This is a genomic window from Croceivirga thetidis (genome assembly GCF_012272815.1).
Classification (GTDB): Bacteria; Bacteroidota; Bacteroidia; order Flavobacteriales; family Flavobacteriaceae; genus Croceivirga; species Croceivirga thetidis.
In genome coordinates this window covers 635959-660848 of record NZ_JAAWWL010000001.1, presented here as the reverse complement: position 1 = coordinate 660848, position 24890 = coordinate 635959, and the positions used below count along the sequence as shown (strand labels likewise).

The window sequence follows — 24890 nt, the reverse complement described above, 5'->3', positions numbered from 1 at the left end:
TTTCAACCCTCGAATCCGATTTTATTATGTGCCCCATCACAATAGGGTTTGTTTTGAGAAGCTCCACATCGGCAAAAAGCAGTTGATCTTTTTTTGATTTCTTCAGCACCATTGGCCAGAACAACTTTTATTGTCCCGCTGACCAACAGAGGACCGTTTTCTGCTACGGTACACTCTGTAATTTTTGTTTCTTCCATTTCAACTTCTCCTTTTTCTTTATAAGATAGTGCCCCAGAAGGACATTTGTTAATTTGAGATTTTAGTTCCTCAATTGAAGCATTTTCTGGTTTAATCCAAGGTTTTCCTTTTGGGTCATATACCTCAGGTAAAGTTCGCCAGCAGATTTCTGAATGAATACATTTTTTTGGTTTCCAGACCACGGTGAAATCACCAATCGTATATTCCTTTACAATTTCCTTATCCATATTATCCAATATTAATTCCTTTTAAAACAAGTTCTTTCCATTTAGGATGCTCTTTGATGTAATGGGCAACAAAGGGACAAAGTGGAACTAATGTAAGTTCCTTTTTGTCAATATCTTCTAGAGCTTGTTTTATCAGTTCAGATCCAATACCCTGGCCTTCCAACTCTGTAGGAACTTCAGTATGCGTAAGATATATTTTATCTTTTGTTCGAATATATTCAACGTGAGGTATGTGTTCAGGGAGCTGAAATTCATAGCGTTTCTTTTCTTCGTTATCAACTAAAGTATATGGCATTATTATTTATTTCTTCTAAAGATAACGAAAGGAAGTACATGAAAATGAATCGAAACTATTTTGCTAATTGGTGTACTTGATTGTATAGAAAGTCAAGTAGTTCGTCACCTTTGTAAGCTTGCATTTCGGAAAAAGTGATGGGTTTGCCTATTGCCAGTTTGATGGTTTTACCAACTTTGTTGCGCACTTCATTCAGCAACATTGAAATGCGAAGATCCATACTGACTTGACTTATAAATTGAAAAAGTGGACTATTCTGGCCATAAAAGTAAAATGGAACTACTGAGGCTTTTGATTGCCTAATGAGCTTAAGAATGAACTTTTTCCAATCCAATTCTTCCGCTTTCTTAAAAGGGCGTTTTGAAGTGGCGACCCCACCAGACGGAAAGATTACTATTGACTCTCCATTTTCAATGCATCTCAGCGCGTCTTTTCGAGTTTTGATGTTGGTCTGAATTGCCTCTTTGGTAGTAGCGAAATCAATAGGTAAGAAATAACGGTTCAATACTTTTTCACGGCAAAGAACAGAATTCACCAAAAATTTGAAATCCTTTCTTTTCTGTTTTACCATATGCCCGAAAACAATACCGTCTACAACACCGAATGGGTGGTTTGCAATGAAAATCAAGGGTTCTTTTTGTGGAATCGCGTCGAATGCCAACTGTTCAAAATCAAGTTTAAGATCTAACCGGTCTATTAATATTTTCCAAATTTCCTCACTTGATGGATTTAAGGCCAAAACTTCATTATACATCTGTTCTAGTTTGGGTTGGCCCGAGAGTTTTTCTATAGAACGTATGATAATTCGTTTGATTTTTTTGTCTCCTTCACTGCTATAAGTCAATTTGGTTTTATTACTATTCATAAGGGTTTAAATGAATACAAACGACTACAAATATTTACAACCGAAAGTAAATGTTTTGTAACCGCGTCTCTAAGTTAGCCCATTTTATGTTTGCATTGTCGAATGATAGTCGTTCGATAGTATTAACTGTTTAACACATAAAAATTAAATTATGAACGCCTTAAAAAACAAAGTACAGTTGATTGGTAATTTAGGTCAAGATCCAGAAATCGTGACTTTAGAAAGTGGTAATAAATTGGCTAAATTCAGTATTGCAACAAGCGAAAGTTTCAAGAATGCAAAAGGTGAAAAAATTGAAGATACCCAATGGCATAATATTGTTGCCTGGGGTAAAACGGCAGATATTGTAGAAAACTTTTTGGTAAAGGGTAAGCAAGTGGCGATAGAAGGTAAGTTGACACACCGCTCTTATGAAAACAGCGAAGGAGAGAAACGCTATATAACCGAAGTTCGTTGTAATGAACTTTTATTACTGGGCAAATAAAAAAATGTGCAGATTATACAGAAAAAAGGGCAGTTTGCCCTTTTTTCTTTTATGTATTGCATTTTTAACAATAACTTATGGTAATTAGTGAAACGATTCGCAGTCTTTTGCGTCTATTATTACGTAAATATCACGATGCACAACAAAACATTGCATATAATTCTATTTTTAGCCGCTTTACCGTTAATGGTAAAGGCTCAAGAACAAAATGTAACTAGTGCATCACAATTCTACCATGAATTAGGAATTAAGGACGCCAAATACGAACTTTCATTAGAGAGTCTAAATAGTGAAGATGAAAAAGATTTTTGGATAGATCAAATCGCCTTCGAAAATGGCTTAAAGAAATTAAATCCCAACGGATATCAATTATATGTAGACGGAAAGAGTCAGGTTTACCGCCAACACAAAATACATTGTGGTGATAGGTGCAATCATAGCGAAGAATTCGCTAAGTACATTTCTTATTATGTCGTTAATGGTAAATTAGGTCTTACTGAAACGGCCGTTTACGCTGCTGAAAGTAAGAAAACCAAAAAGAAGGAATAATTTAAACCCGTCTTTTTTACTTTATTCGGTAGTTCACCATTCTTTAAAGGAGCCTCACAACATTACTAGTAATTCTTTAATTATTAGGATAATAAGTAAGAAAAAGACTACGTTCTAAGAAACATGGAACGTAAGCTCTTCATACTGTATTTTTTAGTGTCATTTCTAAATCTCTACGGTCAACAGGAGCCTGTTGATAGTTCAGAGTTCTTTTTCAATCTAGCATTAAGGGACGCCAATCATGAGGATTCGTTGCAAAGTATAGATCTTGAAGATGAACAGGATTATTGGTTGGACCAACAAAACTTTGAAGAGCAGCTTTTGATAGAGAGCAAAGAGGCATATCAGATTTATATCAATGGTAAGGGTTTAGCCTACCAATTACATTTTAATGATTGTTCAGAAAGTTGCGTGCACAGTAAATTCTATTATAACCGGGCAACATTTTATATTACGCAAGCTTCATTGGAAGCAGAATTTTCAGAAGAAGAAAAGCAAAGTATACAAGTGGTAATCAATATTGACTGATAGGCTTCCAAACCTGAAGATAGGTAGTGTATTTAAGCCACTTTTTTCAGTAAGTCAAAGCAAGGACACTTCTTACATCGTTTGTGTTCTCCTTTTTTGAATTTTTCGCAACACTTGGTTTTGCATTTTTTAGGATTTAAATGCTTCAAGCGTGTTTCTATTAGTTTTTTTTCTTTCTTTTTCTTTCCCATCAGCGATGGCAAAGATATTTATATTTAATCAATCTAAATAAAAATATATACAAAAAGTACTCAGTAAATCGGTAATATTTTCTAAGGGGATTTCACAACTTGTTACTCGGAAAAGAAGCTCCTTGATTTCCAGAAATATCTATGTCCAATTCTTTCGAAATTAATTGATTTCCGTTGACCACACCTTCCAGTGTTAACTTAAGATTGGATAAGCCAGGATTATACAACGTCAAGTTGATATTATTTTCTTCATCAATATTCAGTAGTGGTTCCCAACCTATGACACCGTAATCACTGAATAATTTTCCATTGAATGAAAGGTAATCTGGTGTGATATATTTTTTTGGCAATTCGAACCCTAATGGAACTTGATAACCGAAATCGAATTTTTTGAATTTAGATTTGGCGAACTTTTGAGGGTCCGTGTATATTTTGATAATTCCTCCACCGCCTCGACGTAACCCAGATGCACCATCGCGGTTGATTTCGACATAGTCGACTATGTCCATTCGAAAGCCATATAAGAAGTCAAAATCAATAAGGAAAAAATCATCTAAGAATACTGCCGGGATATTGTTTGTTGGGTTGTTTGGATTACGATTAAAAATATTTACCTGACCATTGAAGGTTTGGGTCATGGTAAAACCGAATTGATTTAAGTAAACATACAAGGGCAGATTTCGACTTGTATCATCAATATCAAAAAAGTCGACCCTGCCGCGACTTCTATCTCGAATCGAGTCTCTTCTCTTTTCCTCTTTTTTGGCAACAACTTCAACTTCATCAAGTACAGTTACTTTTTGAAAAAGTGCATATTCTGTAAATTCAGACTCTGATTGCGATTCTTCTAGTTTTACCAGTTTAGGAAACTCGAGTTTTGGTAAGTTAGGCTTGGGGATACTCATTGGAGTAAATCTTAGAAATACTCCTGGTTTCTCAAATTCTCCTTTTTTGTTTACTTCCATAAGTACAAGCTTTTCTTGAGCTACAGGAAAAACACCATCAATTTTAAAGGTATTACTTCCCTCTTCAACTATACCAGAGCGTGCGTCACTATAAAATGTACCATTCGCAATAAAATTAGCACCTCCTTTATTTACCGTTCCATATAGCGTGATACCATTTTCTGGAAGAAATTGCATTTCCCCCGCTTTTTTTATCCCGTTGTTCCAATTTTTGGTGTTGGAGACAGTAATAAGTGCATTGTTTAAGTCATAAATATTCTTAGCGTTGACATTTTCGAAATATTTTCTTGCCAATGGAATTTGACCTTTGGTGAAAGGGACGATCTCAGTATATGACAATAAACTATGATGCCGATCGTAACTCTTTGTTTTTTTTGGTAATATGCTTGCGCTCAAAGTATTGTACAGTTCATTCTTTCCTATACCTTTTAAGGTAAGACGTATGCTATCTCCGTCTATACTAAACGAATAATCCAATTTTGATGTTTCGTTGTTTTTTGCCGAAATCTTATAGTAATATCGTTCAGCTATAAGACTACCATATTCATTACAGAGGGTGAAAATATTCATCCCATCAAACAAATCGTTTAGAGGGATAATTTGAACCGATTCGCCATTTTCATCAAATTGCACATCGAGCGCTTTGACATTTTTACCGTTGTGAATGGCCAAAACAAGTTTCTCAGATGAATTTAGATTGGTATAGGATGTTATAGCTAGATTTTCACCAATATTTTTTATTGACAACGTTTGTTTAGCCTTACCCAATGTTTTTGATAGATTGATGGGTTCTTGGGTTCCGTATCTAGCAAAATAGGTTTTGTTTTTCTTAGGGTTCAATAGAAATTGGCCTTCACCTAATTTACCCAACTTGACTTTTTCCAAAACGATTCCACCCTCATCCTCAATTAAAACCTCATGAACATTTGTTTTTGTTGCAGGTTCTCCGTTAAGTCTTATTCTAATTACATTTTCTTTGTTGAGGGCCAGGGAACCTCCTTCCGAAAAAAGCTCCAATTTAGGTTTTGAAGTTTTTGGAGCACCTACCGTTTCACCTGTCGAATTTAATATGGTTATCTCTTCCTCGAAATGATTGGTCTCATCAAAGTTTCGCATGTAATCAGTGAATGCCTGAAGTACGACAGTGCCATTTTCAGCGGCAATAGAATCAATTTCAATAAGACCGAAACTAGCACCATTTTCCAATAGTAGCATTTGTTCTGAAATGATTGCTCCTTTCTTAGTTTTAAGCTTAACGTATAAGTTTCTGCTGGCATTTGCTGGTCTTTGGTTTGTTCTATCCCACAAATATGCTTTAAACGCCAATTGTTCGCCTTCTAGAAAAACATTCTTGTTCAAATGTAAATAAGCAATTTCCCTAGGTACTTGACCATTCTGTTCATAATTCTCCAAAAATTGGTCAAAATGGGTTTGAGCCGTTAAAACAGAACTGGCTCCAAAAACTAAAAACATTAAAATCGAACCAATCAATTTGGAAATTTTCATACGCAGAAATTTATATACTAATGATTGTCAATAAAATAAGAAATTTCCAAGAATTTTTAAACAGCTGATTAGAAATAAATTTCTTGTGCTAGGCGAAAAGTATTGGCATGTGCATCAATAATAATTTTAATATCAGGTGAATAGCCACCACCCATACTGCACTGCACCGGAATATTTTGCTCGTGACACGTTTGCAGTACAAATCGATCCCTTTCTGAGCAGCCTTTTATTGACATGCCCAATGTGCCCAACTTGTCTGTTTCTACGACATCAACACCACACAAATAAAATATGAAGTCCGGTTCTTGTTCATCAATAAGTCTGGGTAGGGTCTCTTTTAGAAGTCTCAGGAAGGTTGTATCATTGGTTCCTTTTTCAAGAGCAATATCCAAATCTGAACGTTCTTTCTTAAATGGATAATTACCCTTGCCGTGCATTGAAAAAGTAAATACGGTATCGTCATTTTGGAATATTTCGGCGGTGCCGTTTCCTTGATGAACATCCAAGTCAACAATGACTATTTTTTTGGCCAACCCTGATGATTGTAAATGTCGAGCGGCAATAGCTTGGTCGTTGAGCATACAAAAGGCTTCACCCCTATTGGAGTAGGCGTGATGCGTACCACCAGCAATATTCATCGCAATTCCATTTTTTAAAGCAAATTCACATCCCTTTATCGTGCCATCGGCGATGATCAATTCTCGATTAACCAATTCTCTAGAAAGTGGAAAACCAATTTTTCTGACTTCACTGGGTTTCAAATTCAATTGGGTCAAATTCTCAAAATAGTTCTCCTCGTGGGCTTTTAGAACTGATGCATTATCTGGGTACGTTGGTTCAAAAAAGTTATCGGTTTCACAAGTACCCTCATGAAGTAATTGTTGTGGTAAAAGATCATATTTGGCCATAGGAAATCGATGGCCTTCAGGCAATGGATGCTTATAGATTGGGTGATATGCTATTTTTAGCAATTGGTCTTTTTTTCAAATATCTAGTTTCTGGTTTTAGAATCAAAAAGTTAAACCAAGTACCTTTGCCAGATGGATACTTCCATCACCACAGATCTTGAACTTTGTCGTACCCTCTTAAAAGAGGGTGAGGTAGTTGCCATACCAACTGAAACAGTTTATGGATTGGCCGCCAATATATTCGACTCCCAAGCAGTTGAAAAAATCTTTTCGGTAAAAAAGAGACCGAGATTCAATCCTCTTATTGTACACATAAAAGATTTGGGTTCTTTGAAATCAGTAGTTGAAAAAGTACCTGAAAAAGCGTTGCTTTTAGCCAAAGAATTTTGGCCAGGACCACTTACCTTAATTTTACCAAAAAAGGATGGGATAAGCGATATCATAACCGCGGGCAAACCTACAGTCGGAGTTCGAATTCCGAATCATAAAACAACCTTGGAATTATTAAAAGGCCTTAGTTTTCCGGTAGCAGCACCGAGCGCAAACCCTTTTACAAGAATAAGTCCAACATCGGCGATCCAAGTCTTCGATTATTTCGGTAAGTCGGTTACGGTTCTTGACGGGGGACAATGTGAAATTGGTTTGGAATCAACAATTGTTGGTTTTGAAGATGATGAACCGGTGGTTTATCGAAAAGGTGGGATTCCACTAGAATCTATTGAAGCTATTGTTGGACCAGTAAAAATAAACTCTAAAAGTGAATCAGAACCCGTTGCCCCAGGAATGCTATTGAAACATTATTCACCAAGAACAAGATTACTTCTCACAGAAGATTTTGATGCAATCTTACCAGATTTTAAGGGCAGTAAGGTTGGGGTGCTGTCGTTTTCAAGAACTGAATTCGAAAACGTTTCTTATGTAAAGACTTTGTCTTTAGCTAGGGATTTGCAGGAAGCTGCGAAGAATTTATTTCAATCACTTTACGAACTTGATAGGCTGAATTTGGATGTCATAATCGCTGAAATATTTCCAAAAACAGGACTTGGTTTAACAATTAATGACAGACTTGAACGTGCCAGAGCCACTTAGCGTTTATTTAGCTGTTACGGGATGGGGATATACTTTAGAAGTATTTTTTTGAATTCCTCCCGCTTAATAGGTTTTAGAATAATATCGTTACATCCTGCATCCAAAATTTCCTTTTTCTCCTTTTCCATAACAAAAGCAGTCTGAGCGATTATCGGAATTTCTTTATTTACCTCCCTTATTTTCTTGGTGGCTTCAATACCATTTAAATAGGGCATTTTTATATCCATTAAAATCAAATCAATAGTAGTAGATTCCATGGCTTTCTCTATGGCATCATTGCCATCTATTGCGTGAATTACGTTATAAGTTTTACTCATCCAAAGCTCTAACAATGTGAAGTTGGCCTCTTCATCTTCAGCGACTAAAATCGTATGTTTTTCCCCTGGATTTTTTGAGGTTTGAGGCCTGTACGGAATGGTGAAAAAGAAAGTACTTCCAACACCCACTTCTGAATCAAGCCACATTTTTCCACCAAATAGTTGAGTCAATGCAGCTGCAATAGGAATCCCTAAACCAGTGCCGCTATTAATTCCTGTTTTGTTTTTAACTTGTTGAAATCGTTCAAATATGAGCTTCTGGTTATTCTTATGAATGCCACTGCCAGAATCCTTAACGAAACATTCCAGCTCTTTGTGATCAACCCTATACCCAAATTCAATTGAACCCGATTCGGTATGTTTTAGGGAGTTTTCTATCAAGTTTGAAAATATCTGCTGAACACGCAAGGAATCTATTGAAATATAAGCTTCATTCCTGGCCAATGGTTTGCTCGTTTTAAAATTGACCGTTGGATTGTTATTGATTACCACAAATTGATCTCTTAGAGAATCTATGATATCATTGAAATTCTCATTTTGAAAGTTCAATTCCTGTTGATTGGCCTCTAATTTTGATATATCCAAAATGTCTGAAATAATACCAAGTAATCGATTTCCTGAGCCTTTAATGTTCTTGAGGCATTTTTGCTTTTCAGTGGTACTTAAATCATCGGTTTCAAGAAGTTCGGAGAATCCGATGATGGCGTTTAAAGGTGTTCTTATTTCATGGGACATATTGGCAAGGAAAGCCGTTTTTAGCTTTTCACTTTCCTCAACCTTTTTATATGCTTTTTCCAATTCTAATCGAGAGCGTTCACGTTCGGTAATGTTTTTCATGAACATTACAAATTCATCTTGCTTTGGGGAGAAGGCAGAAATATCAAATACACGATTTGTCATATTACACTGGTCTACAAAGCTGATAGATTGCCCAGTTATACCAACATTACAAAGTGTTGTGATGGTATTTTGATTGACATCGGGAAAAAGTTCTAAAAAGGTCTTCCCGGTAATCTCATTTTGATCTATACCGATTTGTTCGGCGTAGGCCGCATTCGTTTCAATTATTCGAAAATCAATTGGTTTGTTCTCTTCATCTTTAATGACTTTACACCACTGAAAACCATCAGGCATATTTTCAATTAAATCGGAATTTAATTGGGAACTTTTGGTAACCAATTCGTATGCTTTTTCCAATTCTTTTTGATGGGTGATGTCCTCAAAAAGCATCATAAACTCACCTTTTTTATCGGAATAGGCTGTGGATTTATAAAAGCGATTGGTGTGTTTATTGTAGCCGGTAATGGTTTCGGTTTGCAAGGTTAAAGCTACTCGGCCGTAAGTATCAATCCAGGACTGTTCGGCATCTGGCATTATTTCTAGAATAGTTTTGCCTTGACAGAATTCTTTGCTTAAACCTGTATGTTTTTCGAAAGCTTGATTCGTTTGCAGAAACCTATAGTCGAAAGGAACGTTATTTTCATCACAGATTATCTCACATCGTGCAAGACCTTCTGAAATATGGTCTGCTAATCCATTAAAATCAATTTTCCAATTTTCAGAAATCGTTGATTTGGATGATGTTACATCTGAAGTTAAATTTTTCTTTTGAACCGAAGTATCAGTCGGGGTGGAGTCTTCAAATTTCATAACTATCCAGTTAGAAACAGTACGGAATTGCTTCGTTTTATTGTAATAAAATTATGAAATTATGTAGGAAAAATCTAGTAAAACCAACGATTTGATAAGTTAACTAATGGCTGAACCATTTTCAACTTCTCCCTCCGGATTCAGAAATACCAGTTTGCCATCTGAATTCTCGGCCAACAAAATCATGCCCTGACTTTCAACTCCTCGTAATTTTCGAGGTGCCAAATTCACCAAAACCGTTACTTGCTTTCCGATTAATTCTTCAACTGTAAAGTGCTCGGCAATGCCAGATACAATGGTTCGCCTGTCTAAACCTGTATCAACTTTCATTACGATAAGTTTGTCTGCCTTGGGCATTTTTTCAGCCTCTATTATGGTTCCAACCCTCATATCCAATTTTGAAAAATCATCATAGGTAATGGTATCCTTCTGTGGGGTCAAATTGTTCGTAGATTCCATATTGTTTTCTTTTTGTGAGGAGTTGGCTTTTTTGGTTGCTTCCAGTTTTTGCAATTGAGCTTCTATTTCTTGGTCTTCAATCTTTCTGAAAAGAAGTTCGCTTTTATTAATCTGATGCCCTGATGACAACAGAATTTCTTTATTGGAAACCTCATTCCAAAGGATAGTATTGATGTTAAGGATTTTGGACAATTTGTTGGATGTAAAAGGCAAAAAAGGCTCGCTTAAAACGGCAAGGGCCGAAGCTATTTGAAGTGCCACGAACATTACTGTTTTTGTTCTAATTTCATCTGTTTTTACAGTTTTCCATGGTTCTTCGTCAGCTAGATATTTATTACCTAATCTAGCTAAGTTCATTAATTCTTGACTTGCTTCACGAAAGCGGTAGCGCTCCAAACAATTGGCCAATTTAGATGGAAAATCCTGCATTGATTTAAGGGTACTAAAGTCAACTTCTGAATAATCACCTGGTTCAGGAACAAAACCGTTATAATATTTATGAGTTAAGACTGCTACACGATTCACGAAATTGCCAAATATGGCTACAAGTTCATTATTGTTTCTTGCTTGAAAGTCTTTCCAAGTAAAATCATTATCCTTGGTTTCAGGAGCATTGGCAGTTAAGGTATAGCGCAGTACATCTTGCATATCAGGAAATTCTAACAGGTACTCATGTAACCAAACTGCCCAATTTTTTGATGTCGATAACTTGTTTCCTTCTAAATTTAGAAACTCATTGGCAGGAACATTTTCAGGTAAAATGTAATCGCCGTGGGCTTTCAACATGCTTGGGAAAATTATACAATGAAATACAATATTGTCCTTTCCGATGAAGTGCAGCATTTTGGTATTTTCATCCTTCCAATAGGATTCCCAATCGATTCCTTCTCGTTCAGCCCATTCCTTGGTAGAGGAGATATAGCCAATTGGGGCATCAAACCATACGTACAAAACTTTGCCTTCAGCATCCTTCACTGGTACCGGAATTCCCCAGTCTAGATCTCGGGTAACTGCGCGAGGTTTTAATCCTGCATCAATCCAACTTTTGCACTGGCCATAGACGTTCGGTTTCCAATCTGATTTATGCCCTTGAATAATCCAATCGGTTAAAAAATCTTCATAACGATCTAAGGGTAAAAACCAATGCTTGGTTTCTTTCAAAGTTGGTATGGCCCCAGTAATGGTTGATTTTGGACTGATGAGATCCGTAGCATTCAAACTTGACCCGCAATTTTCACATTGATCACCATAAGCTTCTAGATGCCCACATACGGGACATGTTCCCGTAACAAATCGGTCGGCCAAAAACTGATCTGCCTCTTCATCATAAAGTTGCTGGGTGGTTTCTTCTATAAAATCGCCTTGATCGTAAAGTTTTTTGAAAAAATCAGAAGCCGTTTGGTGATGTATCTGGGCTGAAGTTCTTGAATAATTGTCGAAGGTTATACCAAAGTCTTCAAAAGACTTTTTAATAATACCGTGGTATTTGTCGATTATATCTTTTGGCGAGACTCCTTCTTTTTTGGCCTTCATTGGGATGGCCACCCCATGCTCATCACTACCACAAATAAATGCAACATCATTGCCTTGTAATCTCTGAAAACGGGCATAGATATCAGCAGGAACGTAGACCCCTGCCAAATGACCAATATGAATTGGGCCATTTGTATAGGGTAGCGCAGCCGTAATTGTTATTCTAGAGGCTTGATTTTCGGCCATCAATTTGAACTTTAAGGCGCAAAAATAAAGAATAACTCAAAGGAAGAGGCAGAAAAAAAGAAACCTCCGAAGTACCAGTACCAAAAAACTTGGGGCGGGGGTGAGGGCACTTGCGGAGGCTACTTTAGAATGTAGGCGTAGCTTACATTATCATGACAGATTTACTCATTTTTTGGTCGGCAACATTTATTTGGTAAATGTATTTGCCAGTGGCAAGACTGTCACGTACACTTTCCCTGATATTAATTTCAGTTGGACCTTCGAGGGTCATTTCGTTATACACTGTGCCGACTCGTTGCCCAAGTATGTTGTACAATTGAATGTCTACATGGGCTGCAAATGGCATTTCCAAATGAATATGGGGCGCATTTTGAGTCGGATAATATGGCGTATGCACCACTTCAGTAGCTAATTCTTCTGAAGGCAAATCACCATCTGGCCTTGGCGGGGTGTCTATCGGAGTTGGCGGGTCATTGTCCATAGCAATATCAGGAAATTCAACACCACTACAATTGAAACCAAGATCTACAGGGTTGTAGGGGTGTGATGCATTAAAATAGATGTGTTGCTGCACATCTGCAATTGGTACACATAACCATTCTGCCAGCACGGTGGCATAGAGATCCCTAAAGTCCATGGTATATTCCAAGTTACCTCGGTTATTCGGTTGATCTAGTGATGGGTGGTCCCCTATAAAAGCGCTACCGCTCAAGCCGGAACCAAAGAACAATGTGGGTGCAGCTTTTCCGTGGTCTGTGCCGTTCGATCCATTTTCATAAATACGTCGACCAAACTCAGAAAAGGTCATGCTCAATACCTTGTCATCTTGTTCGGTAAAAGCTAAATCGTCATAGAAGTTCTTAACAGCTATAGAAAGCCTTGACATTAAGCGTTCGTGGGCCAATGGTTGATTGCCATGGGTGTCGAATCCACCCATTGAGATCATGTAAACCTTAGTCCCTAAATTTCCTTTTATTAAACGGGCCAATAACGCTAATTGCCTAGCAAAACCATTGTCTTGATATTCCACTTGATTTTGACCACGTTGGTAAGCCTCGTGAATTTTACCGGCATACTCGTAGGTGGTATTGGCAACGCCTCTTAAGAAACGCAACTGGTCTCCGTACATACAACTGTCAAACAGCTCATTGGAAAGGTCATAGAAGAATCCAGTTTCTGCGATTTCTTCCAATTGATCAATATTGTTCGTGACAAATGCATAATTCGTTTCTTCACCTTGGAAAACCAAGTTCGAAATGCTGCCAATTTGAATTGCAGCTGGTGCATCTGGCGGATTAATTAAGTAATCTGGGTAAAGATTTTCAAAATGCCTTCCCATCCAGCCTGTGTCCAAACCAGTAAATCCATTGGACGTCAAATCAGTATTCGCATAAATATCAGAACCGGTAAAATGGGATAGACTTTGATTTTCATATCCAACACCATGAACGGCCTTAAATTGACCATCGCCCCACATGGGTTCGACTGCGTTCATGTAAGTGGGGACACCAAAATCATCGGTCAATTTTAGAATCTTACTTTCAGGAATGTAGATGTTTGGCCTGGCGTTGACATATGAATCGTATTGCTGAATAGGAATAACGGTGCTCAAACCGTCGTTACCACCATTCAATCGAATTAAAATCAAAATATTGTCGGTGTTGGCATTTGCAATTGCCGCAGTGAGGGGTGACGGCGCCGACGCCGACAATATTTGATGGCCAAGCATCATTGTGCCTGAACCGGCTATGCCCAGTGCTTGAAGAAATGATCTTCTACTCCAGGTCTTGTGTTCTAGGTCGTGGCCTTCATGTTCTAGGCCTTTATATGGTGATTCGTGATGGTTATGGGTATCGCACATAGCGGTATTATTTAAGTTGAAATTCGGGTTGTCTTGTAAGATAGCGTAGCAAGGTATACACTTGAATAGGGGCTTCCATACTAACGGCAAGCATCCAAAGGCTTAGTCCACCATCAATATAATCAGGCGAATAATAGTTCTCGGGCACATCATCAATCTTGAAAGCATCCATGGCATTTTCAAAATCCTGTTCTGTCAAAAGACCCTTAGGAGTGAACTTGTCAACAATGGCACGAACTACGATTTCGGGGTTGCTGGTGTTGCTATTTGCCGGACCGACCAAATCCATGGCCAGTGTTCTAAATCGTTCCTGATCTGCCTGAAAGAATCCATCGACAAAGACCTCCGCTGTCAACCATCTACCAATAATATAATTGGTATTTATCCAAGATCGGTCTCGTTGCCAACCCGCGACATCAACAGGTTCAAAAAGTTGTTGACCTATTAGGGCACTTGCATCAATCATATTTTGAACAAGGCCATCATCGTAACCAAAACCCAGCTCCTTTGTGAAGTTTAAGTATAGGTCAAATGGAGACTTTATAATTACACCGATTGCCGTCTCGTCAAAAAAGTGCTCACTTTTGAACAATTGCCGTAATACCGGTGCCAATTCAAAATTATTTGCAACAAAAGTGGTTGCCAGTCCATTGATGATAACATCTGCATTTCCGGTTTCGTCTTGTGAATCAGGGTGTATAAAAAACTCATAGAGCTTCTTGCAGATAAAGTAGCCTATTTCATTCGGTCTTTGAGTGAAGAGAATATTTATTACATCATCATACCCCCAATTGCCGGTTTGACCCAAAATTGTTTTGGTGCCTGCATCATGTCTCTCGGGGTTGTAGCCAACCGGAGAACAGCCAATCTCACCGCGATTGGTATATCCTGAAAGTGCTCGGGATGTTTCAATAATATCTTCTTCTGTATATCCATTGCCCTCTCCAAGTGCAAACAATTCATATAACTCCCGTGAATAGTTTTCATTAGGATTATTACCGTTATTGAATGCACCATCCAAATAATAAAGCATGGCATTTGTCAATCCGATTTCACTAATCAGTGTTCTGAAGTTACCAAGTGCATTTCTTTGAAGACAATTGATGTACTCATAGAGGTAGGCATTACAATTGTAAATACTTAATTGTGTAACAACATGATTACTCCAGAAGAAACTGAGGCGATCCCTTAGATTATTGCTCAATAGTGCATTACCATAAGCAATTCTAAATTCTTCACGTTGTGCGTTTCTCAGTTGCCTTGCCAAATCATCGTCTTCGGGATAATTTGCATTGGTCCAAGTAGACCATGCAGGAGCAGGAATTTCAGGCGCTGCTAAGGCAGCGTCGACCAAATTATCAACTAAGGCGTTTGCGGTTTGCCCAACGGCCGCTTCTACTTCGGCGTTTGAGGCACTAAATCCTAGTCTTCTATACAAATGCTGAACTCTAATCTTATCTAGAGGTGGGGCATAAGTAGCTAGGCTGGAGGTGTTGCAGTTAACAAACATATCCATAGCATGTCAGCGTTAAAAGTTGTTCATAGTTTCTTGGGTAAAACTATGTGCTTAGGTAGGTGTGGTTCTTAGATGGATTAAAATTACAATGAGAAGACGTAAATCACGACTAAAAGCAGTTTTTTTCGATGAAATGCACTTTGCAATGCGTATTTTGCTCCCTTCTATGGGTACGCACAATGAGTTTGGCAAGTTAGGAGAACAAAAAGCAGTTGAATTTTTAATCTCAAAAGGATACCGTATTCGTTACACAAATTATAGGTATCAAAAAGCTGAGGTAGATATTATTGCCCAAAAGAAAAATATTCTGGCTATTGTTGAAGTGCGTTCGAGAAGTTCAGAGTTTCACGAGAATATTGCTGAGACCGTTGGTAGAAAGAAAATAGGTCTTTTAATTTCGGCAGCTGATCAGTATGTATTGGAAAACGATTTGAATGTTGAGGTGCGTTTTGACATTATTACAATACTGAAAAAAGGAAACGAATTTATTCTCGAACATCTCTTGGATGCTTTTCATCATTTTTAACCATTTGTTTTATTTATAACATTTTGTTATTTTTGCCGAAACCTAATCCAAATGAAAACCATTTCTTCGGTTGTTGAGCAATACATAAAAAAGAAGCCTTTTTTACAGAGTGCGCTAGCCCAAGGTATAATTAATCTAACATCACTTTCTCGACAAATTAGACCTGAGGTTTCTGAAATTTTAGGTAAAGATGTTAAGGATGGAGCCATTGTTATGGCACTAAAACGTCTTTCTGATGATCTTGAATTTAGAGCTACACATAGAATTGTAAAAGTCCTAAAGAATATTGGTGAAATTACCGTTCGCTCCAATCTAACCGACTACACCTTTTTGTCTTCGGAAACCGTACTGCCCCAACAAGCAAAATTATTAGAGGCCGTTAATGAAGATCAAGACATCTTTTACACCTCTTCCCGAGGGGTGAACGAAATTAATATCGTGGTTAGCAATAAATTGGACGATACCGTTGAAACGCTATTCAAAAATGAGCGATTGACCCAGAAAGCCGAGAACCTATCTTCGGTTACCGTAAAACTGCCAGCAGAGAATGTTTCGGTTCCGGGTATTTATTATTTTATTTTTCAGAGACTTGCTTGGGAGGGTATCGTACTTTACGAAGTCATTTCAACAACAAATGAGTTTACAATTTTGGTCAATGATGATCAGGTTGATACCGCCTTCAAGACAATTAAAGATCTGAAAACACTTTAAAGGACTAAATTCTTAGGTTTTTCGTTTTGGTTATAATCCCTTTGTGATTATGATTAAAAAAAGAGTCTTTTTCGGATCTATTGGAGTCGTTCTGATTTATCTCTTATATCTCCTCTATATTTTTGTTATTTCCCCTAAAACCAATCTGCAACCAATTTATCTCATACCAAAAGATGCGGTATTTGTAATCGAATCGGAAACTCCGGTCGAAAGTTGGAAAGCAGTAAGTGAAAGTGAAGCCTGGTCTCACCTTACCGGCAACGATTATTTTTCAGAACTAACTGAAAATATTCAAAAAGTAGATACCATTTTCAATCAACGGAAGCGATTATTTGAATTCTTTGATGATCGTTCGTTGTACATTTCAATACATATGATTTCGCCGAAAGACTATGGCATCTTTTATGTTTTGGATTTAAAACGAATTGCAAAATTAAAACTCCTAAAAACCTACTTGAATACCTTGCTTAATGAAAATTATTCGCTGAGCAAACGACAATATCATGGACATGAAATTCTTGAGATTTTCGACAGAAAAGAAAAGGAAACATTTCATCTTGCTTTTGTAAAGAATCAATTGGTGGCTTCGTACACACATACTTTGGTAGAGGCTTCAATAGACCAATACCAAGAACCAGCGTTAGGAAGAAATCTAAACTTTATTGAGGTAAACAAAAAAGTGGGTTATGAAGACCTTTTTCGGCTATATCTTCAGTATGATTACTTGGATGATTATATCAGACAATATTCAAATCAAACTTCACCTTGGGTAAAAAGGGCAAGTGAGACCTTTTTGTTTTCTGGGTTTCATCTCGACCTCGATGAAAAGGGGAATTTGAGCGCCGATGGTTTCACTAATATTGACTTAAAAAACGAAACTTATTTACAGGCCCTTCAAAAGTCTGGAAAAAGCAATCGTACAATTCCTCGAATCGCTCCAAAAAATACCGCACTTTATCTCAGCTATGGATTTGATGATTTCTCAGAATTTTATAAAAATTTTGAACTGCTGCTAAATGAAAATCCTGAAAGATTTAAATCGTATCAAGAGGGTATTTCGACAATCGAAAAATTCTTGAAAATTGATGTCGAAGAACACTTTGTTAGTTGGATTGGTTCTGAAATGGGAATATTACAGCTAAAATCTGAAAATCAGAACGTCAAGAACGATCTTGCCTTAATTCTAAAAACCAAGGATAAAGAAGTGGCGAACAAAAATCTTGATTTCGTGCTAAAACAAATAAAAAAACGGACCCCCGTTAAGTTTAAAGCAGTTCAGTACAAAGGGCATGAAATAAATTTTCTTTCCATCAAAGGATTTTTCAAAGCTATTCTTGGTGGGCGTTTTGATGAATTTGATAAACCTTATTTTACCCAAATTGATGATTTTGTCATTTTTAGTAATAATCCCAACACACTCAAATCAATAATCGACGGTGTTAAGTTGGGGCAAACGCTTAACTATAGTGAGGAGTTTACTGAATTTGACCGAAAATTTGAAGATGAATCCAGTCTATACGTTTTTGCAAATGTTCCTTTGTTGTACGACACCTTTTTATCCAGTGCCGATGCTCAAACCAAAATACTTTTACGAAAAAACAAAGATTTTCTGATTTGCTTCCCAAATGCTGGATTTCAATTGACTCCTGCAGAAGATTTATTTGAGACTAGACTGGTATTGGATTATCTGGATGTTGAAGATGTAAGGGAGAACGACTTTTATGTCAAAAAAGTTTCAAGAAAATCACACCAACCTGTTTCTCGGCTTCCAAAGGAAATAACGACCGCTGTATTTAATCTTCCTCCAATCAACCCTGTAGATTTGAGCGCGAATTTTTTCATTAAAAAATATAATTCCGGTTCGGTCAAATATGAAGTGCATCTTAAGGATGGTAAAAAGCACGGAAGGTACCAGGAATTTTATCCCAATGGCGCAAAAAAAATGACAGGTCGCTTTAAGAATGACGAACAGATTGGTACATGGCGCTACTACAATAAGGAAGGCGAGCTTTTGATTAAAAAGCAACTGTAGCGCGCTCATAGAAAAATTAAGACCGCTGCCAGACCTTGTATAAATGAGATTAAAATCAACATGCCTAGTAGTAAGTTTGGGGATTTGATAGTCATAGTTTCTCGAATTTATTTCAAAACTATATTCTGGGTATGCCAACCTTTAGTATTGAACTACGTACCCTGAATTACTATAGACGAGTGGCAAAAACCCAACGGTCAATCAATTAGGGCATTCTCGCATATTCTAAAAGACCAAGGGCTTGAATAGTATAAAATGCACCTGAAAAGACTAGGAATACAAACGAAATAAATACGACCAATTTAAAAATACGCTTTAGTGTCATGGCTTTAATTTTCTATATAAGCTACGACAGGATTGAAATGCACAATTTTATCCAGTGCCCAATTACAGAAAAGTTAGGTCGAATGGAAGGAGATGACTTCTCAATTGTAAAAAATGATTGATACCAATACTTGCTTTCTTTGACACTTTATCCCAGATTATCAACCATTTACAGAATACCAATAGGTTATTGCTCCAACCTAAAATGCACCATTAGGTTGTTTTCCATAAGGAAATATAATAGGAGTCTAAATAGAAAAATTAAGAATACGAGAATAAATACACCCTTTATTGACTTTTTACGCCTTTTGTACTTAATTTTTGCCTCCATAGAAAAGAAAGTATATTCTTACAACGATGATAGCCGTCATTATTTTGAAGCAAGACAAGTTTTCGATAAAACGCAGCTTAGGCCAATGTTTTAAGCTTTTTATTCATCACCCAAAACCATAAGGGTTGCACCAAAGCTAGTAACATCATTCCAGGATAACCGGTTGGCATTTGAGGGCTCTTTTGATGCGATTTTAGAATCTGATATTTTTTACTTCCGTTATAGTGATGATCGGAATGTCTTGATAGATTGAACAATAATGTTCTTCCTATAGGATGATCGGAATTCCATGAATGGTGATGGCGAACTGGTTCATAACGACCATGTTCGTTCTTTTTTCGTAGAAGACCGTAGTGCTCAATGTAATTTACGGTCTCCAATAATACTATTCCAATTATGGCTGCCCCTAGAAAAGCGATTAGAACTTCCGTTCCAAAGAGCGAATAAATGGCAGTAACCATAATGACATTGGCTATTGAATACACAATCATTCTATTCTGAATTGAAAACCAAGACTTGCCATCGGCATGCAATCTTTTATATTCCAGTTGCCAAGCTTCAACATAACTTCCAAAATGCGAACGTAACCAATACGTGAACAACAATTCATTTTTTTTAGCGGTGGCAGAATCTTCAGGTGTAGCCACATTTCTATGATGACCACCATTGTGGTAGGGCAGAAAGTGGGTGTCAAGTGAAGTGAGCAATAAAACTTCTCCAATAAATTGTTCCCAGCGCGAATGTCGATGCCCCAATTCGTGTCCAACATTAATGCCAATCACACCACACATGAAACCCATTGCGGTTATTCTACCTATATATTCCAAAGACCCAAAAGGGGTGTCCGCAATAACGTAAAAGAAATAAATAAGAAAACCTATTTGAAGAGGTAAGCAACCGTATAAGATGTAATCGTATATCTTTTGGTTCTTTTCATCATCTGCCAATTTCTTATCCATGTTTTCGCGGTCGGGTGGCACAAGTAGCTCGAGTAAGGGAACCAAACCGAAAAAGACCAGAAACGTAAAAAAGGTCCATATACCTTGAAAATTAAAAGCTACCAGTACTGTAAGGGGTATGGTATAAACAAATAAGTACTTTAATCTTTTCATGTGTAGCTATTTTGAGATTCCTTTTGTAATAATGGTTATCAGACTATCGAAATGAGATTCCAGTCGGTCGTATTCTCCTTTTAAATAGAAATTAGGTTCCAATCCTTGTAAAAGCATGACAAGAACCTGTGCATAAACCATATGGTCTCCCGGAAGTTCCAATTCATGCTTTTGAACGCCTCGTTGAATGAGATGTACTATTTGTTCTACCTCCCAATTGATCATTTCTTGTTTTACCCTGTCTACAAAATCATAATGCTCGTAGAAATTCGGTCTTAGGGTTTCTTGATAGTTAGGAGCATGTCGTAAGACCTCCATGCGCTTCAACATATAGTTGTGCAAAACAACTCTAGTATCGGATACCTGGTCTTCAAAAACGATTGTTAATTCGGTTTTAAGCAGTTCCAATTCTTGTAAGACCACAGCCTCGAAAAGCAGCTCTTTGCTCCCAAAATGATAGTATAACGACCCTTTGGCCTTTTGTGCAGTTTTTGCAATATCTTCCATAGCGGTCTTATAGTAACCGTACTTACTGAAAGTTGTACTTGCTGCAGTAATAAGCTGATTTTTAATATTAGACATTTTGACTAAAAACGGATAATAGTCAAATATAAGAATTTTGATTTAACTCTTTTCACAAGTTTTCTTATCCAAACAGTGTGTGCAAAATGTTTTGCAATCCGATAAAATGCACCATGTACCAGATAAGATGTTCCGAAGGCTGAAAACGTTCATCGAGGATAAAATGCACTTTAACCGAACAATTGTTTTTTAGCGAGTTTTTTGTCTGGATAAACGACGAAAATCGACCTCAGGGGGTGCCTCAGGGTAATTTTACATCGTAACAATTACCCAAGACATGAAAGCAATTTTGACCTTCGTTTTTTTCTTCTTCATCACAGCAGCAGCAATGGCAAACACTCCAGCTAAGCAAGCTAAAGTTGAAACTACTACTATGAAGGTTGAATTGAACATCACAATCGAGAAGAGCGATGTTGAGAAGTCTGAGGTTGCTAGATTGTACATGTACAAGAACTCAAGGGTAAAGAAAGCGTTGAAATTTGCTACCAAGGCCAACAAAGCTAAAATGGCATAAAAAGATATAATAGGATTTGACTGTGTGGCCCTCGAAAGAGGGCTTTTTTTATTTTAAGTCTTTTTCAAACTGATTGTGAATCGCTAGAATTAGTAAACCGAAAATGACTGCAAAAATTATAAGAACCGTATTGACTAGGCCATCAACTGAGAATGAAATCCTTATTAATATGGTAGAAATTACAAAACCTGAATTTCGAATCACCTTATGGTATTTGTCAGTGTAAAAGAAAGAGACTAGTAAAAGCAAAACATCAACTATAATCAAAACAGAAAAAAATTCGTCAAAGAAAATGCTGTTTATGTTTTTTAATTTTCCAACACCAATTACACTGTCCGATAGTTGTGAAAAACCCCAACTTCCAAAGGAGTAAAGCGCTAGCCCAAGTAATAAAGGCACCAATACTAAAGCTATCCCTTTTTTAAGATTGACAAAATTTTCCAGGCCTTTACTTAGTTCCTTGTCCGCTTCGTTCTTTTTACGATTCTTATTTAAACGGTAAAACCAAAATAAGAGGTAAAATAAAATAATCGACGCCAGTATATCATAAGTGAATTGTAAATCCCCTTTAATCTTGAACCAATCGGTTGACAATTTCAAATTCGCCAAATCTTTGAATAATCTTCTAATAATGATGAGACTTATAATCTCATATTGTTTACTGATGTATGTGGTAATTGAACGTGGCAGATAAAATATCAATAGATAAACCTCATAAACAAGAATAAAAGAAAAAGGGGTATAGACGGCAGCTATGGGGCTACCTAAGAGCGGATTTTCTTCGTCAAGAAACTGTAGTGAGTCCGCCAAATAGATAAATACCAGATGAACAATAAAACTAACGATGGATAATAACAGTATACTTCGTTCAATTTTTCTTTTTGATTTTTCTGAAAGAAGTAAATGATGAAGCCTTTTGACCACTGATTTAAAGAAGTTCATTTCTAAAGATAATCATTAGGTAAGTAAGGTCTTGAGAAGATGGTCTTCCGATAAAATGCACCATGTATCGGATAAGAGGTTCCAACGCCTGAAAACGTTTATCGAGGATAAAATGCACTTAAACCGAACAATTGTTTTTTAGCGAGTTTTTTGTCTGGATAAACGACGAAAATCGACCTTAGGGGGTGCCTCAGGGTAATTTTACATCGTAACAATTACCCAAGACATGAAAGCAATTTTAACCTTCGTTTTTTTCTTCTTCATCACAGCAGCAGCAATGGCAAACACTCCAGCTAAGCAAGTTAAAGTTGAAACTACTATTATGAAGGTTGAATTGAACATCACTATCGAGAAGAGTGATATTGAGAAGTCTGAGGTTGCTAGATTGTACATGTACAAGAACTCAAGGGTAAAGAAAGCGTTGAAATTTGCTACCAAGGCCAACAAAGCTAAAATGGCATAAGAAGATATAATAGGATTTGACTGTGCGGCCCTCGAAAGAGGGCTTTTTTATTGGGTTCGGAATACCTTTGTAAAAAATTACAATAGATGCAAGAATTCAGTTTTGAATCGCTAATGCAATTGCCAAGCCGTTACCGCGGTGTTTTGCTCAATAAAATTTCAGGATTAAAACCAGCCAATCTCATTGGTACAAAATCAGAAGCTGGGCAAACCAATTTGGCGGTTTTTAATTCGGTGGTTCATATTGGTGCCAATCCTCCGTATTTGGGTTTCATTTTAAGGCCTACCACCGTTGAACGCCATACCTACAACAACATAAAGGCTACAGGTGTTTATACCATCAATCAAATCACGACCCAAATTCATCAAAAGGCTCATCAAACTTCAGCGAATTACGAGCGTGATAATTCTGAATTTGATGCCGTTGGTCTTACCGAATACTTCCATCAAGATTTTCACGCCCCGTTTGTTATGGAAAGCCACATAAAAATAGGTCTTCGATTTGAAGAAGAGCAGTATATAAAGTGTAATGATACCCGATTGGTTATTGGTAAAATAGAGCACTTATTATTGCCGGATGACATGATTGAGAAGGATGGTAATATCTCTCTAGAACAGCTCGATAGTGTAACAATTGGTGGATTGGATTCTTATTTCTCCATTGAGAAGTTGGGCCGCTATGCCTATGCCAAACCCTGATACGTTTGTAACAAAATTGGGTTTTTCATGTCTATTGCTATAAGACAACCACATTCAAAACGGGAAACCATGACTATAAAAAACACACTGCTAGGCCTCTTCAGTTTTTGTTTTATACTACTAAGTGGACAAAGCCAGAATTACGAATCTTTAGATGAAGAACTAGCTGAAATTTCGAAAATTGGTTTGTTAAAGGGGTTTGGTGTTGCTGTCGTTAGTTCTGATGGCACTCTATTTGCAAAAGGTTATGGCCATTCAGATGTTGAAAAAAATATACCTTATACAGAACACTCCATTCAAAACATTGGTTCCGTTTCAAAGACCTTAATCGGTATAGCCTTGATGAAGGCTCAAGAAATGGGCAAGCTAAAGCTTGATGACCCCATCAATAAACACCTTGATTTTGAAGTAGTCAATCCCTATCATCCGGAACAACGCATTTTAATTAGACACTTAGCCACGCACACCAGTACCATTTTGGATACTGATTTGTACGATAAAAAAGCCTACTATGTGTTGAATGAGGAAGATTTGAAATTGGAAATCGTACAAGACATTGGTGAGGAGCTCCAAACCTTAACCACAAAAGTATCAATGGCTGACTACCTTAAAAACTTTTTGGCTAAGGATGGTATATGGTATAAGAAGAAAAACTTTTCAAAAAAGAATCCAGGTAAAAAATACGAGTACAGTAATGTGGCGGCAACTTTGGCGGCTTATGTCCTAGAAAAAGCTACCGGGGTTCCCTATGATGAGTTTACGGCCAACCATATTTTGGAACCTTTGAAAATGACCACATCCGGCTGGTCTTTTGATACCATTGATGCAGCAAAGCACACCAAATTGTATGTTCAATCGGGCGAAGAGATACCTCGATATGCATTGGTGACCTATCCCGATGGGGGATTGCTGACCAATTTGTATGATTTTAGCACTTATCTGAATGAACTAATGAAAGGGTATTTTGGAGAAGGAACGCTTTTAAGTGAAGCTTCTTATAAGGAATTGTTTACCGAACAGCTACCACAGCAAAAGGTGCCCAAGAATCCGAACAGTTATGATGAGGAGTTTAATTCTGGAATTTTTATGGGATTCACTCCAATAGGTTTGGTGGGCCATTCAGGAGGTGATCCCGGTATCAGTACGTTTATGTTTTTTGACCCAGAGTTGAAATTGGGCCATATTATCATGGTAAATACCGCTTTGACAGGTGAGTCAGTTGAAAAGCAACTGATTCCGATTTTTAAAGCGGTGAATAAGAATTTGAAAGAGTAAGACTAGTTACAGTATAGAAAACGAAATTAAAAGCGCTCTGTTTTTCTTTTTGA

Annotated in this window: 23 protein-coding genes; 11 read left to right on the top strand and 12 right to left on the bottom strand. The window is 37.2% G+C overall.

From position 1 onward, the window contains the following. Positions 1–2: 2 nt before the first annotated feature. From HCU67_RS02885 to HCU67_RS02875, 3 genes are read right to left on the bottom strand one after another with little or no spacing between them, the layout of a single operon-like run. Positions 3–425 carry a (4Fe-4S)-binding protein gene (locus HCU67_RS02885; protein ID WP_168551098.1) on the bottom strand — a complete coding sequence of 141 codons (423 nt, stop codon included), beginning with the start codon at positions 423–425 and terminating at the stop codon, positions 3–5. 1 nt (position 426) lies between these two features. After that, positions 427–720 (bottom strand): GNAT family N-acetyltransferase, encoded by a 294-nt coding sequence (locus HCU67_RS02880; RefSeq protein WP_210423608.1) that lies wholly within the window; start codon positions 718–720, stop codon positions 427–429. Positions 721–775: 55 nt separating this feature from the next. After that, positions 776–1585, bottom strand: a complete 810-nt coding sequence (locus tag HCU67_RS02875; RefSeq protein ID WP_168551097.1) for a lysophospholipid acyltransferase family protein — start codon at positions 1583–1585, stop codon at positions 776–778. Between the two features lie 151 nt (positions 1586–1736). Here HCU67_RS02875 and HCU67_RS02870 point away from each other — a divergent pair, with 151 nt between their 5' ends. The 3 genes from HCU67_RS02870 to HCU67_RS02860 all read left to right on the top strand — a co-directional run bounded on the left by HCU67_RS02870 (position 1737) and on the right by HCU67_RS02860 (position 3146). Next, positions 1737–2069 carry a single-stranded DNA-binding protein gene (locus HCU67_RS02870; RefSeq protein ID WP_168551096.1) on the top strand — a complete coding sequence of 111 codons (333 nt, stop codon included), beginning with the start codon at positions 1737–1739 and terminating at the stop codon, positions 2067–2069. A 135-nt stretch (positions 2070–2204) separates the two neighbouring features. Next, complete coding sequence (locus tag HCU67_RS02865; RefSeq protein ID WP_168551095.1) at positions 2205–2618, top strand: hypothetical protein; 414 nt, start codon at positions 2205–2207, stop codon at positions 2616–2618. Between the two features lie 123 nt (positions 2619–2741). After that, on the top strand, positions 2742–3146 hold the full coding sequence (locus tag HCU67_RS02860; protein WP_168551094.1) for a hypothetical protein: 405 nt from the start codon (positions 2742–2744) through the stop codon (positions 3144–3146). Positions 3147–3429: 283 nt separating this feature from the next. On the opposite strand, the gene HCU67_RS02855 is transcribed toward HCU67_RS02860, so the two are convergent. Together HCU67_RS02855 and HCU67_RS02850 are read right to left on the bottom strand one after the other, a co-directional pair. Then, entirely contained in the window at positions 3430–5808 is a 2379-nt protein-coding gene (locus HCU67_RS02855; protein WP_168551093.1) for a hypothetical protein, read from the bottom strand. Between the two features lie 68 nt (positions 5809–5876). Continuing rightward, positions 5877–6779, bottom strand: a complete 903-nt coding sequence (locus HCU67_RS02850; protein ID WP_168551092.1) for a histone deacetylase family protein — start codon at positions 6777–6779, stop codon at positions 5877–5879. A gap of 69 nt (positions 6780–6848) precedes the next feature. Between HCU67_RS02850 and HCU67_RS02845 the strand changes: the two genes are divergently transcribed. Next, on the top strand, positions 6849–7805 hold the full coding sequence (locus HCU67_RS02845; RefSeq protein WP_168551091.1) for an L-threonylcarbamoyladenylate synthase: 957 nt from the start codon (positions 6849–6851) through the stop codon (positions 7803–7805). A gap of 14 nt (positions 7806–7819) precedes the next feature. Here the strand turns inward: HCU67_RS02845 and HCU67_RS02840 are convergent, their stop codons facing one another. The 4 genes from HCU67_RS02840 to HCU67_RS02825 all read right to left on the bottom strand — a co-directional run bounded on the left by HCU67_RS02840 (position 7820) and on the right by HCU67_RS02825 (position 15249). Then, a complete protein-coding gene (locus tag HCU67_RS02840) occupies positions 7820–9772 on the bottom strand; it encodes a hybrid sensor histidine kinase/response regulator (RefSeq protein ID WP_168551090.1) in 1953 nt (650 codons plus the stop codon). A 99-nt stretch (positions 9773–9871) separates the two neighbouring features. Next, positions 9872–11950, bottom strand: a complete 2079-nt coding sequence (gene metG, locus HCU67_RS02835) for a methionine--tRNA ligase (RefSeq protein WP_168551089.1) — start codon at positions 11948–11950, stop codon at positions 9872–9874. A gap of 142 nt (positions 11951–12092) precedes the next feature. Continuing rightward, the gene (locus tag HCU67_RS02830; RefSeq protein WP_168551088.1) at positions 12093–13811 is read right to left on the bottom strand and encodes a DUF1501 domain-containing protein; all 1719 of its coding nucleotides are present in this window, start codon (positions 13809–13811) and stop codon (positions 12093–12095) included. 7 nt (positions 13812–13818) lie between these two features. Beyond that, positions 13819–15249, bottom strand: a complete 1431-nt coding sequence (locus HCU67_RS02825) for a DUF1800 domain-containing protein (protein ID WP_345890686.1) — start codon at positions 15247–15249, stop codon at positions 13819–13821. 244 nt (positions 15250–15493) lie between these two features. On the opposite strand from HCU67_RS02825, the gene HCU67_RS02820 reads away from it, so the two are divergent. Genes HCU67_RS02820 through HCU67_RS02810 form a run of 3 tightly spaced genes read left to right on the top strand, consistent with a single transcriptional unit; the run spans position 15494 to position 18596 of the window. Further along, positions 15494–15853: a YraN family protein gene (locus tag HCU67_RS02820; RefSeq protein ID WP_168552034.1), complete on the top strand. Its 360-nt coding sequence runs from the start codon at positions 15494–15496 to the stop codon at positions 15851–15853. A gap of 51 nt (positions 15854–15904) precedes the next feature. Then, positions 15905–16564, top strand: coding sequence for an aspartate kinase (locus HCU67_RS02815; RefSeq protein WP_168551086.1), 660 nt, complete (start codon positions 15905–15907; stop codon positions 16562–16564). 49 nt (positions 16565–16613) lie between these two features. After that, positions 16614–18596 carry a DUF3352 domain-containing protein gene (locus HCU67_RS02810; protein ID WP_168551085.1) on the top strand — a complete coding sequence of 661 codons (1983 nt, stop codon included), beginning with the start codon at positions 16614–16616 and terminating at the stop codon, positions 18594–18596. 732 nt (positions 18597–19328) lie between these two features. Here the strand turns inward: HCU67_RS02810 and HCU67_RS02805 are convergent. Together HCU67_RS02805 and HCU67_RS02800 are read right to left on the bottom strand one after the other, a co-directional pair. After that, positions 19329–20363: an alkane 1-monooxygenase gene (locus tag HCU67_RS02805; RefSeq protein WP_168551084.1), complete on the bottom strand. Its 1035-nt coding sequence runs from the start codon at positions 20361–20363 to the stop codon at positions 19329–19331. Between the two features lie 6 nt (positions 20364–20369). Further along, positions 20370–20945, bottom strand: a complete 576-nt coding sequence (locus HCU67_RS02800) for a TetR/AcrR family transcriptional regulator (RefSeq protein ID WP_168551083.1) — start codon at positions 20943–20945, stop codon at positions 20370–20372. 277 nt (positions 20946–21222) lie between these two features. Here HCU67_RS02800 and HCU67_RS02795 point away from each other — a divergent pair, with 277 nt between their 5' ends. Beyond that, the gene (locus HCU67_RS02795; RefSeq protein WP_168551082.1) at positions 21223–21459 is read left to right on the top strand and encodes a hypothetical protein; all 237 of its coding nucleotides are present in this window, start codon (positions 21223–21225) and stop codon (positions 21457–21459) included. Positions 21460–21507: 48 nt separating this feature from the next. Here HCU67_RS02795 and HCU67_RS02790 read toward each other — a convergent pair whose 3' ends face one another. Beyond that, a complete protein-coding gene (locus HCU67_RS02790) occupies positions 21508–22401 on the bottom strand; it encodes a hypothetical protein (RefSeq protein WP_168551081.1) in 894 nt (297 codons plus the stop codon). A 226-nt stretch (positions 22402–22627) separates the two neighbouring features. Between HCU67_RS02790 and HCU67_RS02785 the strand changes: the two genes are divergently transcribed. The 3 genes from HCU67_RS02785 (at position 22628) to HCU67_RS02775 (ending at position 24837) form a co-directional block, all read left to right on the top strand. Continuing rightward, positions 22628–22864 carry a hypothetical protein gene (locus tag HCU67_RS02785; RefSeq protein WP_168551080.1) on the top strand — a complete coding sequence of 79 codons (237 nt, stop codon included), beginning with the start codon at positions 22628–22630 and terminating at the stop codon, positions 22862–22864. Positions 22865–22950: 86 nt separating this feature from the next. Continuing rightward, a complete protein-coding gene (locus tag HCU67_RS02780; protein ID WP_168551079.1) occupies positions 22951–23562 on the top strand; it encodes a flavin reductase family protein in 612 nt (203 codons plus the stop codon). Positions 23563–23631: 69 nt separating this feature from the next. After that, the gene (locus tag HCU67_RS02775) at positions 23632–24837 is read left to right on the top strand and encodes a serine hydrolase domain-containing protein (RefSeq protein ID WP_210423607.1); all 1206 of its coding nucleotides are present in this window, start codon (positions 23632–23634) and stop codon (positions 24835–24837) included. Positions 24838–24890 lie beyond the last annotated feature (53 nt).

Excerpts from the sequence above, each read along its gene's own strand:
- HCU67_RS02830 (WP_168551088.1), bottom strand. The coding sequence starts at position 13,811 with ATGTGCGATACCCATAACCATCACGAATCACCATATAAAGGCCTAGAA.
- HCU67_RS02775 (WP_210423607.1), top strand. The coding sequence starts at position 23,632 with ATGACTATAAAAAACACACTGCTAGGCCTCTTCAGTTTTTGTTTTATA.
- HCU67_RS02865 (WP_168551095.1), top strand. The coding sequence starts at position 2,205 with ATGCACAACAAAACATTGCATATAATTCTATTTTTAGCCGCTTTACCG.
- HCU67_RS02840 (WP_168551090.1), bottom strand. The coding sequence starts at position 9,772 with ATGAAATTTGAAGACTCCACCCCGACTGATACTTCGGTTCAAAAGAAA.
- HCU67_RS02820 (WP_168552034.1), top strand. The coding sequence starts at position 15,494 with ATGGGTACGCACAATGAGTTTGGCAAGTTAGGAGAACAAAAAGCAGTT.
- HCU67_RS02790 (WP_168551081.1), bottom strand. The coding sequence starts at position 22,401 with ATGAACTTCTTTAAATCAGTGGTCAAAAGGCTTCATCATTTACTTCTT.
- HCU67_RS02885 (WP_168551098.1), bottom strand. The coding sequence starts at position 425 with ATGGATAAGGAAATTGTAAAGGAATATACGATTGGTGATTTCACCGTG.
- HCU67_RS02855 (WP_168551093.1), bottom strand. The coding sequence starts at position 5,808 with ATGAAAATTTCCAAATTGATTGGTTCGATTTTAATGTTTTTAGTTTTT.
- HCU67_RS02815 (WP_168551086.1), top strand. The coding sequence starts at position 15,905 with ATGAAAACCATTTCTTCGGTTGTTGAGCAATACATAAAAAAGAAGCCT.
- HCU67_RS02870 (WP_168551096.1), top strand. The coding sequence starts at position 1,737 with ATGAACGCCTTAAAAAACAAAGTACAGTTGATTGGTAATTTAGGTCAA.
- HCU67_RS02810 (WP_168551085.1), top strand. The coding sequence starts at position 16,614 with ATGATTAAAAAAAGAGTCTTTTTCGGATCTATTGGAGTCGTTCTGATT.
- HCU67_RS02780 (WP_168551079.1), top strand. The coding sequence starts at position 22,951 with ATGCAAGAATTCAGTTTTGAATCGCTAATGCAATTGCCAAGCCGTTAC.
- HCU67_RS02795 (WP_168551082.1), top strand. The coding sequence starts at position 21,223 with ATGAAAGCAATTTTGACCTTCGTTTTTTTCTTCTTCATCACAGCAGCA.
- HCU67_RS02800 (WP_168551083.1), bottom strand. The coding sequence starts at position 20,945 with ATGTCTAATATTAAAAATCAGCTTATTACTGCAGCAAGTACAACTTTC.
- HCU67_RS02805 (WP_168551084.1), bottom strand. The coding sequence starts at position 20,363 with ATGAAAAGATTAAAGTACTTATTTGTTTATACCATACCCCTTACAGTA.
- HCU67_RS02880 (WP_210423608.1), bottom strand. The coding sequence starts at position 720 with ATGCCATATACTTTAGTTGATAACGAAGAAAAGAAACGCTATGAATTT.
- HCU67_RS02875 (WP_168551097.1), bottom strand. The coding sequence starts at position 1,585 with ATGAATAGTAATAAAACCAAATTGACTTATAGCAGTGAAGGAGACAAA.
- metG (WP_168551089.1), bottom strand. The coding sequence starts at position 11,950 with ATGGCCGAAAATCAAGCCTCTAGAATAACAATTACGGCTGCGCTACCC.
- HCU67_RS02860 (WP_168551094.1), top strand. The coding sequence starts at position 2,742 with ATGGAACGTAAGCTCTTCATACTGTATTTTTTAGTGTCATTTCTAAAT.
- HCU67_RS02845 (WP_168551091.1), top strand. The coding sequence starts at position 6,849 with ATGGATACTTCCATCACCACAGATCTTGAACTTTGTCGTACCCTCTTA.
- HCU67_RS02785 (WP_168551080.1), top strand. The coding sequence starts at position 22,628 with ATGAAAGCAATTTTAACCTTCGTTTTTTTCTTCTTCATCACAGCAGCA.